Here is a 12,454-nt window from a genome sequence, read left to right as displayed (position 1 = left end):
CTGTGGGAGCGGGTTCACCCGCGATTGCGATGGTGGATTCACTCCCGTAATCGCGGGTGAACCCGCTCCCACAGGGTCCGCGTCCAGCCTTCAGTTCATCCGGTCACCATTGAAACTCCGTGCGTTTCCCAAAAGCTTGAGTACAATCATCGGATTTTTGCGCTGGCACATTGCCCGCGCTTTTTTTCCGTCCTGGATTGCTCGATGCTGAACGGCAGTTATTCCCCCTCCCTGGTCATCATTTCCCTGTGCGTGGCGATCCTGGCGTCCTATACCGCCCTGGACCTGACCGGGCGCCTGGCTACCGCCAAGGGCCGTGCGGTGTACCTGTGGATGGCTGGTGGTGCCATGGCCATGGGGATGGGCGTCTGGTCGATGCACTTCATCGGCATGCTCGCCTTCAGCCTGCCGATCCAGCTGGGCTACGACGTCACCCTGACCTTGCTGTCGCTGGTCATCGCCGTCCTGTCCTCGGGCTTCGCCCTGTGGCTGGTCAGCCAGCGCAGCCTGCCGCTGCACATGCTTCTGCTGGGCGCCGTGATCATGGGCGCCGGTATCGCGTGCATGCACTACACCGGCATGGCGGCGATGCGCATGCAGCCGGGCATCCAGTACGACCCGCTGCTGTTCGGCCTGTCCCTGCTGATTGCGGTCGGCGCGTCGATGGCGGCGCTGTGGATCGCCTTCCGCCTGCGCCGCAACACCCCGTACGTGCGTCAGGTACGTGGCGGCGCGGCGGTAGTGATGGGAATTGCCATCGTCGGCATGCACTACACCGGCATGGCCGCGGCCAATTTCCCCGAAGGCAGTTTCTGCGGCGCCTTCGAAACCGGCTTCAATGGCGACGGGCTGGACTACCTGGTGCTGATCACCACCCTTGCCGTGCTGTCGGTGGCGCTGCTCACCTCGGTGCTCGACGCGCGCCTGGAAGCCCGCACCGCGGAGCTTGCGCGCTCCCTGACCCTGGCCAACCAGGAACTGACCCAACTGGCCCTGCACGATACCCTCACCGGATTGCCCAACCGCACCTTGCTGGCCGACCGCATCGACCAGGCCATGAAGAAGGTCGTCGAGCATGGGGGCCAGTTCGCCCTGATGTTCATCGACCTGGACGGCTTCAAGCCGGTCAACGACGCCTTTGGCCATCACACCGGCGACCAGTTGCTCAAGGAAGTGGCCGTGCGCTTGCGTGGCCACCTGCACAGCCAGGACACCCTGGCGCGGATCGGCGGTGACGAGTTCGTCCTGCTGGTGGAACTGGACGACCCGGACGACGCCGTCAACGTGGCCGCCAAGCAGGTCAACCTGGTGTCCCGGGCGTTCCGCGTGGCCGAGCAGAACCTGCAGATCTCGGCGAGCATCGGCATCGTCCTGTATCCCGGCAACGGCGCCGACCAGCACGAACTGCTGCGCAACGCCGACGCGGCCATGTACCACGCCAAGAGCGCCGGGAAGAATGGCTACAGCTTCTTCGACGTGTCGATGAACAGCAACGCGCGCCTGCAACTGCAGTTGCTTCAGGACCTGCGCACGGCGGTGGAGGAAAAGCAGTTCCGCCTGTTCTACCAGCCCAAGTACGACGCCATCGGCCGCCACCCGGTCGGCGCCGAGGCCCTGGTGCGCTGGGAGCACCCGCTGCACGGCCTGCTGTTGCCGGACCGCTTCATCACCCTGGCGGAAAAGACCGGCCTGATCATTCCCATCGGCGAGTGGGTGCTGGAGGAAGCGTGCCGGCAGATGCGCGAGTGGGTCGACCAGGGCTTCACCGACTGGCGCATCGCGGTCAACCTGTCGGCCATCCAGTTCTGCCACGCCGGGCTGGTGGACAGCGTCGCCGCAGCACTGCAGCGCAATGACCTGGCGCCCAACAGCCTGACCCTGGAAATCACCGAAACCACCGCCATGCACGATGCCGATGCCAGCCTGCATGTGCTGCAACGCCTGTCGGACATGGGGGTGGATCTGTCCATCGACGACTTCGGTACCGGCTATTCGAGCTTGATGTACCTCAAGCGCCTGCCGGCCAACGAACTGAAGATCGATCGCGGCTTCGTCCGCGATCTGGAGCAGGACAGCGACGACGCGGCGATCGTTTCGGCGATCGTCGCCCTGGGCCAGGCGCTGGGCCTGCGCATCGTTGCCGAAGGGGTGGAAACCGACCGCCAGCAGGATTTCCTCACCCGCCTGGGCTGCGATTCGCTGCAGGGTTACCTGCTCGGCCAGCCGATGCCGGCCGAGGCTTTTCTCAAAAACATAGAGAAGGTGCGGGTGGCCCAGGCAGGGGCCTGAGGCCTGATGCGCGGGAATCAGGCCGAGCGCTTGAGGGCGCAGGACGGCTGGAACGCTTCCAGTTCGTCTTCCACCGCTTCGATGATCCGCTCGACATCGTGAGCGGCCATGACGGTGGAGCAGGGGATGCCGGCGATGGCCAGCAGGGTTTCACCGGTGGCCCGGTCGAACAACCGCGCGACCATGCTGCGCGGCGCATCCATGCTCGCTTCGAAGCCCAGCGGGTGAAAATGCCAGCGCATCATCTGGCACGCGCCGGGGAAGGTTAACTTGTTCATGCAGGCCTCCTTGTATCGCGCGACGATAACCCTGAATGAATTCGACCAAAGTTGTAGGCCTTTTCCGGCCAGAGGCTAACCATAGCAGTATTGCTTTGGGTGAAAAGCAATAATTCCCGATGCTTTTTACCGTTCCATGACAGTGGTCACATTCCCTGGTCGCCCCGGGGATTTGCGCAAACGTTTTTTTCGCCACTCGCGGCGCGGTTTGCCGGGTTGCGCGACGTAATGTCGACGCACAGTGGATCCATGTTTTCCGACCGGCGGCAAGCGCCGGGCTTCAGCTCAACAGGCCGGCGGCGATGTTCACGGTGAAACCGAGGATCGCCGTGTTGAACAGGAAGCCGATCAGCGAGTGCAGGAGCACCACCCTGCGCATGCGCTTGCCGCCAATGCCCACGTCGGAGGTCTGCACGGCCACGCTGATGGTGAACGAGAAGTAGTGGAAATCCCAGAAGTCGGGCCGCAGCTCGCCGTCGGGAAAGCGCAGCAGCGGCTCCTTGCCGGCGCCGGTATAGAACAGCCGCGCGTAATGCAGGCTGAAGATGGTACCGATCAACAGCCAGGAGCCGGCCACGGTCAAGCCGGTCCAGGCGTAGTGCAGCAGCCGCGCCTGGCCTTGCAGGTCCTTGCTGCCGGCCAGTTGCAGGGTTACCGCGGCCAGGCTGGCAACGGCGGCGATGCTGACCACGAAGAGCACCAGCGCGGCGTTCTCGTCCTCTTCCTCGGCGATGCATCGGACCTTGTCGGCGCCGGCCTTGAAGGTCAGTTGCAGGATCAGGGCAAGGTAGATCCATACGGCGATGTTCCATCCGGCGAGGATGTGCTGGATCGTGTCGCCGGCAGGAAGGAGCAGGCCGCCGAGCACACCGAGGACGGCAGCGGCGGAAAGGCGCGGATGGGTTCGGGCCAGTTTGTGGATTGCCATGAGGGCTCGCGGGGCGTGGGCTTCAGGCAACTGTAGACGATCGGGCCGGGCAGGTGGCTCGGTGCGGCGAGGATGCTGCCGATGGCCTCATCGCGGGCCATCGGCAAGATCACGGGTTATAGGGCTGCCTTCACCTGCAAGCCCACCACCAGCGCGTTATCGATATCAGCGCCGGAGAACGCCCCCGGCTCCATGATGTATTGCACATCCGGGCGCAGGGTCAGCCAGGGCGTCGCCTGGTAGCCATAGCTCAGCTCGATCAGGCGCTCGGCATTGCCCAGGCTCGGGAAGTCTTCACCATTGGCCAGCGCATTCTGCTCCTGGACCTCGCGGCTGCGCGGGTTCGGCACGGCCCGGCCGAAGCCAAGCGCCAGGGTATCGTTCGGCCGGCTGGCGAACGGCTGCTTGAGCACCACGCCGGTGCTGTACCACTTGCTGAACGGCGACGCCGCCGAGCTGGCTGCGGCAGCCTGGCCGAACACATGCAGGGTCTGGCCCTTCAGGTCAGGAGCCTGCCATACCGCCTGGTCCAGCAGCACGTAGTGCCCACCACGCCCGGCGACTTCCTCGTCGCTGCCGATACGCTTGGCATCGGAGCTGTCGTAGTACCAGCCGACCTTGTACTCGCCCGGCAGGCCATCGAGCTTCTTGTACACCAGCTCCACCGGCACCACGGTGCCGGTCTTGTGCTTGGGCGTGATGTTCCAGGCGCGGCTGGAGTTGCCGTTGCTTTCCGGGTCCACGGCAAAGGCCGCGACACGCAGTTGCCAGGCCGGATCGAAGCTGTACTTCACCCGCACGCCAAGGCGTGCATTGGGGTAGTTGGTCCAGCCGCTGCCACCGGACATGTTCAGCGGATGCCCGCAAAAGCCGGCGTTCATGAAGTTGCACAGGATGCCGCTGTCGAGCCCGCCGAGGTCATTGCCCATGGCCATGTAGCCGAGCTTGACGTCCAGGTCCGGGGTGAACAGCGTGCGTTCGTAGCTCAGTTCGGTCAGGCGGGTGTACAGGCCACCGTAGTTTTCCTGCAACGGCAGGCGGTTACCGACCAGGTCGCCGGAGCCGTCGTTGCCGCGGCGGTCGTTGATGGTCAGTTGCACCACGCCGGCATTCTCGGCCTGGAGCAGCTTGTCCAGGTCGAAACGCACGCCGAGCTTGAGGTTCTGCGAGTAGCGCGCCGAACGCTTGAGGCCGCCGTGGGTGTTGTAGACGCTCTCGCCGCTGTAGTCGCCGGTAAAGCGGATGCCGTCGGCGTCCATCTGGCTGCGCAGGCCGCCCCAGTCGCCGGTCAGGGTCGAATCGGCGAAGGCGAACGAGGGCAGCAGGCAAGCGCCCAGCAGAGCGACGGGAAGGTAACGCGGAGAAGAAGACATATCGGTAGTTCCGGGATAACGCGAGCGCCCGCCGCGACGGCGGGCGCTGGAGAGGGTCAAGGCAGGGCGTAGGCGATCACGTAGTCGCCGCGGTCGGTGGACTGGCGTGCGCCGCCAGCGGTGATGACCACGTACTGCTTGCCGGTTTTCGGCGACACATAGGTCATCGGGCCACCCTGGCTGCCGACGGGCAGGCGGGCTTTCCAGATTTCCTTGCCGTTGCCGCTATCGAAGGCGCGCAGGTAGAAGTCCTGGGTGCCGGCGATGAACACCAGGCCGCCCTGGGTCGACAGGGTGCCGCCAAGGGTCGGCAGGCCGATCGGCAGCGGCAGGTGCATGCGGATACCCAGCGGGCCGGTGTCCTCGACGGTGCCGACCGGTACTTGCCAGGCAACCTGGCGAGTCTTCATGTCGATGGCGGTCAGGGTGCCGTAGGGCGGGGCCTGGCACGGAATGCCGGCAACCGACAGGAAGCGGTTCTTGTTCACCGCATACGGCGTGCCTTTCAGCGGTACCGCGCCCATGCCGGTGTTCAACGCTTCACCGCCGCCCGCCGCCTGGCCCTTGTTGGTCGACGGGATCATCTGGATCCACAGGCCCAGGCGCATGTCGTTGACGAAGATCAAGCCGTTGACCGGGTCGGTCGACAGGCTGCCCCAGTTCATGCCGCCCAGCGAACCCGGGAAGCTCAGCGACAGGTCGGTGCCCGGCGCCGTGTACAGGCCGTCGTAGCGCATCTTCTTGAAGTCGATGCGGCACAGCAGCTGGTCATACGGGGTGGCGCCCCACATGTCCGACTCGGTCAGGGTCTGCGCGCCGATCTGCGGCATGCCCACGGAGCGTGGCTGGGTCTTGGAGTACTGCTCGCCAGGAATGTCGGCGGTTTTCACCGGGACTTCCTCGACCTTGGTCAGCGGCTGGCCGGTGGCGCGGTCGAGCACGTAGATCTGCCCGGCCTTGGTGCCGATGACCACGGCCGGAACCTGGCTGCCGTCGTCCTTGGTGAAGTCGATCAGGCTCGGCTGCATCGGCAGGTCGAAGTCCCAGAGGTCGTTGTGCACGGTCTGGTAGACCCACTTCTCGGCACCGGTGCTGGCGTCGAGGGCGACCACGGAGGCGCCGTACTTGTGGTTCAACTGGGTGCGTTCGGCACCGTAGAGGTCGGTGGACGAACTGCCCATCGGCAGGAACACGGTGTTCATCGCCGCGTCGTAGGACATCGGTGCCCAGCTGTTCGGCGTGCTGCGCACATAGGTCTTGCCGTCGGCCGGGGCCTGCTTGTCCTCCGGGTTGCCCGGGTCGAAGGCCCAGCGCATGGCGCCGGTGATCACGTCGAAGCCGCGGATCACGCCGCCGGGCATGTCGGTCTGCACGTTATCGGCGACACGTCCGCCGACCACCACGGTGGTCCCGGCCATCAGCGGTGCCGAGGACAGCTGGTAGTAGGAGTCCGGGACATCGCCCAGGCCGGCCTTCAGATCGACCTGGCCCTTGTTGCCGAAGCCTTCGCAGAAGGCGCCGGTATCGGCGTCCACCGCGATCAGGCGGCCGTCGATGGTGTTGGTCAGCAGGCGACGCTCGCAGGCGGCACCTGCCGGCACGCTGGCCGCGATCACCGGGATGCTGTTCGGCTGGGTCGGCTGCACGATCGGCTGGCTTGCATCGAAGTAGGCCAGGCCACGGCAACGCTGCCAGACCTTGGACTGGGCGTTGATATCGTTGCGCCACAGCTCCTTGCCGCTATCGGCATCGAGAGCGATCAGGTTGTTGTGCGGGGTGCAGATGAACACCTTGTTGCCGATCTGCAACGGGGTCAGCTGGTCTTCGGCGCCGTTGCCGTCGCTGATGGCGATATCGCCGGTGCGGTAGGTCCAGGCCACCTTGAGCTTGTCGATGTTGCCGCGGTTGATCTGGTCCAGCGCGGCGAAGCGGCTGCCACCCTCGGTGTTGCCATAGTGCGCCCAGTCCTTCTGCGCCTTGGCCGGATCCACCGGGGTCAGTGCCGGGCCATCGCCCTTGGCTGCCACGGTCGGGTGGGCGACGAACATGTTACCCACGGCCCACACCACGCCAATGGCCAGTACGCCGGCGACAGCGTAGGCACCGCGACCGCCGCTCGCACCGCTGGCGCGCTTGAGCATCGGGTACACCAGCGCGACCACCAGGCCGATGACGCTGAACATGAACAGGCGGGAGAACATCGGCCAGAAGCTGCGGTCGGTATCGACCAGCGCCCAGATCGCCGTGGCCACCAGGAACGCGCCGAACAGCCAGGCACCGGCCGGCTTGCGCAGGGCGATAAGGATGCCGGCCACGGCCATGGCCGCACCGCCGATCAGGAAGTACCAACTGCCACCCAGGGTAGTCAGGCGAACACCGCCCGCCGCCAGGGCCAGGCCGAGCAGGGCGATGATCACGCCCAGCCCGATCAGGATGAATTTGCTTAGGCCGGAGGCCTGAGGTTGAGGGGTCATGCCGGGTATCTCGCTGTGTGAATGCGGTGGCGATTATACGCTTAGCTAGCTAATTAACCAGATAGTTCATTGGTCGAATGTGAAAAACCGGGTTGAATGCCGGGTATTGGCTGAGTTGAGCGTAGCCCTTCAACGGAACGCTTGCAGGTGGGGTTCCACATCTTCATCTGGAGAGATACGGACCCTGTGGGAGCGGGTTCACCCGCGATTGCGATGGTGAATTCACTACCGTAATCGCGGGTAAACCCGCTCCCACAGGGTCCGCGTCGTTTGGGCGGTTGAGGTTGTTACCGGGATGCACGGATTTGGGTCGTGCTCTGAGCCATTTGGTAGCACCACCCACCAGCCCACTGCAGCCTCCATCACCACCATTCCCATCCAAATCAATCCTTTAACGCCCATTCGAACAACCTGGCACACATCCTGCTTTTTCATATCCATGGATAATTGGATACAAAAATACAAAGGTGAGCCCCATGCAATTCGCCCCCGCCTACGTTGACCGTCAGCCGCAGACCGCCGAGGAAGAGGCCTACAACTTCCTCCTCGAAGCCATCTGCTGCGGCCGCTACCGCAAGGGTGACCGCCTGATCGCCGAAGACATCGCCAGCGAGATCGGCATGAGCCGCATGCCGGTGCGCGAGGCCTTTCGCCGCCTTGACGCCCAGGGCCTGGTGACGCTGCGTCCCAATCGCGGCGCGGTGGTCAGCGGCCTGGATATCGAGGAACTGCACGAAGTCTTTGAAATGCGCAGCGCCCTTGAAGGCCTGGCCGTGCGCGTGGCCGTGGCCCATATCGGCGAACGCCAGCTGGCGGCCCTGGAGCGCATGCTTGACGAGATGGACGACTACCGCGACGAGAGCGCCCAGTGGGTGCGCCGGCACCGCGCCTTCCACGAGTACCTCTGCAGCTTCAGCGGCCGGCCGCGCCTGATGAAACAGATTTCCGCGCTGTACTCGCTGGTCGAGGCGCCCATGCGCCTGTGGCTGCAGCACGGCGAAAAGCCCCTCAGCGCCCGCGAGGAGCACGCGGTGATCCTCGATGCCATTCGCGCCGGCGATGCCGACAAGGCCGAAGCCGTGGTCCGCGAGCATATCGAGGGCACCGTTCCGGCGCTGATCCAGTTCCTGCAATCGGAAAAATAGAGGCGGGCCCGAACCCGTCCGTGTGTTGACTTTGAATCCTGCCGTTTTCCAACGAAGTGGAGTGTCTGGTCATGCATCTACGCCGCGCCTTGCTGGTGGCTGTTTCCCTCGGTCTGAGCACGCAATGGGCCGCCGCCGCGCCCCAGGTGCCGGAGCGCCTGAAGACGGTCGAAAAACTCACCTATTGCTCGGGGATGGATTCGCCGCCCCTGGTCTCCTTCGATGCCGCGCAAAAGCCCCGCGGGCTGACCGTCGACCTCGGCCTCGAAATCGCCAAGCGCCTCGGCAACAAGGACGTGCAATGGCGGGTGATTCCGTTCTCCGGGCTGGTCCCGGCGCTGCTGGCCGGGCAGTGCGACATGATCGTCGACCAGTTGTTCGACAAGCCCGAACGGCGCCAGGTGATCGATATCGTCAACTACATGTATTCCAGCCAGGCGGTGGTGGTGCCCAAGGGCAATCCCAAGGGGCTGAAGACCCTCGACGACCTCTCCGGGCACAAGGTCGCCGTGCTCAACGGCTCCACCATCAAGACCCTGCTCGACGCCCATAACGACACCCTGGCCAAGGCCGGCAAGGCGCCGATGAAAGTGGTGGTCTACAACACCGATACCGACGCCTTCCAGGCCCTGCGCATCAGCCAGGTCGACGCCTACGGCACCACGGTGGAAACCGCCGGCTACTACGCCGCCATGGCCCCGGACCTGTTCGAAGAAGGCGTACCTGCGTTCAGCCGCATCCTCACCGGCCTGGGCATGCGCAAGGACGACCCACAACTCACCGCAGCGGTACAGCAGATCATCGACGACATGCGCGCCGACGGCAGCTACGCGAAATTGCTGGGCGCCTGGCACGTCAGCAGCGACACACTCGACTGAGGAACAGCGGGCATGAACTTCAATTGGGATGTGTTCTGGCAATACCTGCTGCAGCCCAGTGGGGTGTACCTTACCGGGCTGTGGCTGACCTGCCTGATCGCCGTGCTGGCCATGGCCCTAGGCTGCGCCCTGGGGCTGGCCGCAGCGCTGATGCGCCTGTCGAGCAACCCGCTGCTGCAATGCCGGTGCGCTTCTATGTGTGGCTGATGCGCGGCACGCCGCTGCTGGTGCAGATCGTCTTTCTCTACACCGCGCTGGCGGCGGGCGGGATCTTCCGCTTCGAGGACATCGAGCTGTTCGGCCTGGTCGTCCCCGGCAATATCCAGGCGGCGATCATCGCCCTGGGCCTCAACGAAGGCGCCTACATGGCCGAGATCATCCGCGCCGGCATCGGCGCCGTGGACAAGGGGCAATACGAGGCCGGGCGTTCCCTGGGCATGACCTTCGGCAAGCTGATGCGCCGCATCGTGCTGCCCCAGGCCTTTCGGGTGATCGTTCCGCCGATCGGCAACGAATTCAACGTGATGCTCAAGAACACCACCTTGGTCAGCGTGATCGGCGTGCAGGAGCTGCTGCTCAGCACGCAGATGGTCACCTCGGCGACCTTCCGTGTGTTCGAGCTGTACCTGGTGGTCGCCATCTACTTCCTGTTGCTCACCACCCTGTGGGGCTTTTTCCAGCGCTGGCTGGAAAACCGCTTCGGCCAGTCCGACCGGCCCAGCGCGCCGCCCCCGGCCGCCAGCCGCATGTTCGGCCGCGGCACCCTGAAATTGCTGAGAGGACGCTGAGCCATGGCGCAGAAGAGCGAAGAACTGGTGATCGAGGCGCTGGACATCCATAAGTCCTTCGGCGCCTTGCAGATCCTCAAGGGCGTATCCCTGCAAGTGAAGCGCGGCGAAGTGGTGGTGCTGATCGGCGCTTCGGGTTCGGGCAAGACCACCTTCATCCGCTGCATCAACCTGCTGGAAGACATCCAGGGCGGGCGCATCCGCGTCAACGGCCACGCCATGGGCTACCGCGAGCGCCCGGATGGCAGCCTGGTACGCGACTCCGAACGCAATATCGCCCGCCAGCGCCGGGATATCGGCATGGTCTTCCAGCGCTTCAACCTGTTCCCGCACATGACCGCGCTGGAGAACATCATCGAAGCGCCGGTGCAGGTGCTCGGTGTGTCCAAGGCCGAAGCACTGGAACAGGCGAAGAAGCTCCTCGCCCGGGTCGGCCTGGCGGACAAGGGCGGGCACTACCCGTCGATGCTCTCCGGCGGCCAGCAACAACGGGTCGCCATCGCCCGCGCCCTGGCCATGAAGCCGCAGGCCATGCTGTTCGACGAACCCACCAGCGCCCTCGATCCGGAGATCGTTGGCGAGGTGCTGCAAGTAATGAAGGAACTGGCCGAGGAGGGCATGACCATGGTGGTGGTCACCCATGAAATGGGCTTCGCCAAGGAGGTTGCCGACCGCGTGGTGGTGCTCGACCAGGGTGAACTGATCGAACAGGGCCCGCCGGAGCAGATCTTCAACCACCCGAGCCACCCGCGTACCCGGGCCTTTCTCAGCCGTGTGCTCTGAGTCTGTGGCCCACCCGTTCCTGACTATGAAGAGAGCCAAGCCATGTTGAAACTGTCTGCCCACGAATATCCCTATCCATCCCAGCGCCAGAGCGTATTCGCCCGGCGTGGGATGGTCGCCGCCTCCCAGCCGCTGGCCGCGCAGGCCGGGATCGAGATCATGCAAAAGGGCGGCAACGCCATCGATGCCGCCATTGCCACGGCGGCGGCGCTGACGGTGGTGGAGCCCACGGGGTGCGGCATTGGCGGGGATGCGTTCGCGCTGGTATGGGTCAAGGGGCAATTGCATGGGCTCAATGGCAACGGGCAGGCGCCGGCAGCGTTGTCGGTGGAGGCAGTCAAGTCTGCCGGGCACTCGGCAATGCCGCTGTATGGCTGGACGCCAGTGACGGTACCCGGCTGTCCCTCGGCCTGGGCCGTACTGTCGGAACGCTTCGGCCGGCTGCCCTTCGCCGACCTGCTGCAACCGGCGATCAGCCTGGCACGGGAGGGCTTTCCGGTCTCGCCGGTGGTGGCGCATCAATGGGCGATTGCGTTGAAGGAGTTCTCGCCGCATCGGGATGGGGTGTTGCAGGCCTGGTTCGATACATTCCTGATCGACGGGCGGGCGCCCAGGGCGGGGGAGATGTTCTTCAACCCGGCGCAGGCCGAGACCTTGGCAGAGCTGGCCGCGACCCGGTGCGAGAGTTTCTATCGAGGCGCTATTGCCGAGCGGCTGGATGCGCACTCACGGGCTACTGGCGGGTACCTGCGGGCCAATGATCTGGAAGGGTATCGGGCGCAATGGGTCGATCCGATCTCGATCAACTACCGCGGGGTGGACGTTTGGGAAATCCCGCCAAGCGGGCAAGGGCTGGTGGCCTTGATGGCACTGAAGATCCTGGAAGGCTTCGACTTCGACCACCGCGACAGCCAACTGACCTGGCACCGCCAGCTGGAAGCGATGAAGCTGGCCTACAGCGACGGGCTGCACTACATCACCGACCCGCAGCATATGCGGGTGGCGGTAGCGGACTTGCTCAGTGACCAATACGCGGCGCGGCGCCGGGCGCAGATCGGCGAACAGGCACAACCGCCGCTGCATGGCGACCCGCTGGCCAGCGGCACGGTGTACCTGGCTGCGGCGGATGGCGAAGGAAATATGGTCTCGTTCATCCAGAGCAACTACCACGGCTTCGGCTCGGGGGTGGTGCTGCCGCACAGCGGCATCGCGCTGCAAAACCGGGGGCAGGAGTTCAGCCTGAATCCGTCGCATGCCAACTGTCTTCTCCCGGGGAAAAAGACCTTCCACACGATCATCCCGGGGTTCCTGACCAGGAACGGGGAAGCGCTCGGACCGTTTGGCGTGATGGGTGGGTATATGCAGCCGCAAGGGCATGTGCAGATGGTGATGAATATGGTGGATTTCGGGCTGAATCCGCAGGCGGCACTGGATGCGCCGAGGTGGCAGTGGTTGGGGGGGATGAAGGTTGGGGTCGAGCAGGGGGCTTCGCGGGATTTGATCAACTCGCTGATCAGG

9 protein-coding genes and 1 pseudogene are annotated in these 12,454 nt (G+C 64.7%); 6 read left to right on the top strand and 4 right to left on the bottom strand.

Going from position 1 to position 12,454, the window contains the following annotated elements; genetic code table 11:
• Positions 1-204 precede the first annotated feature (204 nt).
• Entirely contained in the window at positions 205-2,289 is a 2,085-nt protein-coding gene (locus tag ACKLLE_RS25885) for a putative bifunctional diguanylate cyclase/phosphodiesterase (RefSeq protein ID WP_420059437.1), read from the top strand.
• 17 nt (positions 2,290-2,306) lie between these two features.
• On the opposite strand, the gene ACKLLE_RS25880 is transcribed toward ACKLLE_RS25885, so the two are convergent.
• From ACKLLE_RS25880 to ACKLLE_RS25865, 4 genes are all read right to left on the bottom strand, one after another.
• Positions 2,307-2,567 (bottom strand): DUF1652 domain-containing protein, encoded by a 261-nt coding sequence (locus tag ACKLLE_RS25880; protein WP_009400322.1) that lies wholly within the window; start codon positions 2,565-2,567, stop codon positions 2,307-2,309.
• 280 nt (positions 2,568-2,847) lie between these two features.
• Complete coding sequence (locus ACKLLE_RS25875) at positions 2,848-3,495, bottom strand: DUF1345 domain-containing protein (protein ID WP_420059436.1); 648 nt, start codon at positions 3,493-3,495, stop codon at positions 2,848-2,850.
• A 116-nt stretch (positions 3,496-3,611) separates the two neighbouring features.
• Entirely contained in the window at positions 3,612-4,868 is a 1,257-nt protein-coding gene (locus ACKLLE_RS25870) for a carbohydrate porin (RefSeq protein ID WP_420059435.1), read from the bottom strand.
• Positions 4,869-4,924: 56 nt separating this feature from the next.
• Complete coding sequence (locus ACKLLE_RS25865) at positions 4,925-7,342, bottom strand: glucose/quinate/shikimate family membrane-bound PQQ-dependent dehydrogenase (RefSeq protein WP_420059434.1); 2,418 nt, start codon at positions 7,340-7,342, stop codon at positions 4,925-4,927.
• A gap of 476 nt (positions 7,343-7,818) precedes the next feature.
• Here ACKLLE_RS25865 and ACKLLE_RS25860 point away from each other — a divergent pair, with 476 nt between their 5' ends.
• From ACKLLE_RS25860 to ACKLLE_RS25840, 5 genes and pseudogenes are all read left to right on the top strand, one after another.
• A complete protein-coding gene (locus ACKLLE_RS25860) occupies positions 7,819-8,487 on the top strand; it encodes a GntR family transcriptional regulator (protein ID WP_064303087.1) in 669 nt (222 codons plus the stop codon).
• Between the two features lie 71 nt (positions 8,488-8,558).
• Positions 8,559-9,365 carry an ABC transporter substrate-binding protein gene (locus ACKLLE_RS25855; RefSeq protein ID WP_064303088.1) on the top strand — a complete coding sequence of 269 codons (807 nt, stop codon included), beginning with the start codon at positions 8,559-8,561 and terminating at the stop codon, positions 9,363-9,365.
• Between the two features lie 12 nt (positions 9,366-9,377).
• Positions 9,378-10,153, top strand: a pseudogene (locus ACKLLE_RS25850) (amino acid ABC transporter permease).
• 3 nt (positions 10,154-10,156) lie between these two features.
• Entirely contained in the window at positions 10,157-10,936 is a 780-nt protein-coding gene (locus ACKLLE_RS25845; protein ID WP_009400315.1) for an amino acid ABC transporter ATP-binding protein, read from the top strand.
• A gap of 42 nt (positions 10,937-10,978) precedes the next feature.
• Positions 10,979-12,454: gamma-glutamyltransferase family protein (locus tag ACKLLE_RS25840; protein ID WP_420059433.1), on the top strand; the 1,476-nt coding region annotated here is incomplete at its 3' end.

This window comes from Pseudomonas bharatica (genome assembly GCF_048586865.1).
Classification (GTDB): domain Bacteria; phylum Pseudomonadota; class Gammaproteobacteria; order Pseudomonadales; family Pseudomonadaceae; genus Aquipseudomonas; species Aquipseudomonas bharatica.
Note: the sequence above shows the minus strand (reverse complement) of the source record. Positions and strands in the feature narration are given on the sequence as shown.

What these genes read in the sequence shown, in the direction of transcription:
- ACKLLE_RS25870 (WP_420059435.1), bottom strand. Translation starts at nt 4,868, where the DNA reads ATGTCTTCTTCTCCGCGTTACCTTCCCGTCGCTCTGCTGGGCGCTTGC.
- ACKLLE_RS25845 (WP_009400315.1), top strand. Translation starts at nt 10,157, where the DNA reads ATGGCGCAGAAGAGCGAAGAACTGGTGATCGAGGCGCTGGACATCCAT.
- ACKLLE_RS25880 (WP_009400322.1), bottom strand. Translation starts at nt 2,567, where the DNA reads ATGAACAAGTTAACCTTCCCCGGCGCGTGCCAGATGATGCGCTGGCAT.
- ACKLLE_RS25865 (WP_420059434.1), bottom strand. Translation starts at nt 7,342, where the DNA reads ATGACCCCTCAACCTCAGGCCTCCGGCCTAAGCAAATTCATCCTGATC.
- ACKLLE_RS25855 (WP_064303088.1), top strand. Translation starts at nt 8,559, where the DNA reads ATGCATCTACGCCGCGCCTTGCTGGTGGCTGTTTCCCTCGGTCTGAGC.
- ACKLLE_RS25875 (WP_420059436.1), bottom strand. Translation starts at nt 3,495, where the DNA reads ATGGCAATCCACAAACTGGCCCGAACCCATCCGCGCCTTTCCGCCGCT.
- ACKLLE_RS25885 (WP_420059437.1), top strand. Translation starts at nt 205, where the DNA reads ATGCTGAACGGCAGTTATTCCCCCTCCCTGGTCATCATTTCCCTGTGC.
- ACKLLE_RS25860 (WP_064303087.1), top strand. Translation starts at nt 7,819, where the DNA reads ATGCAATTCGCCCCCGCCTACGTTGACCGTCAGCCGCAGACCGCCGAG.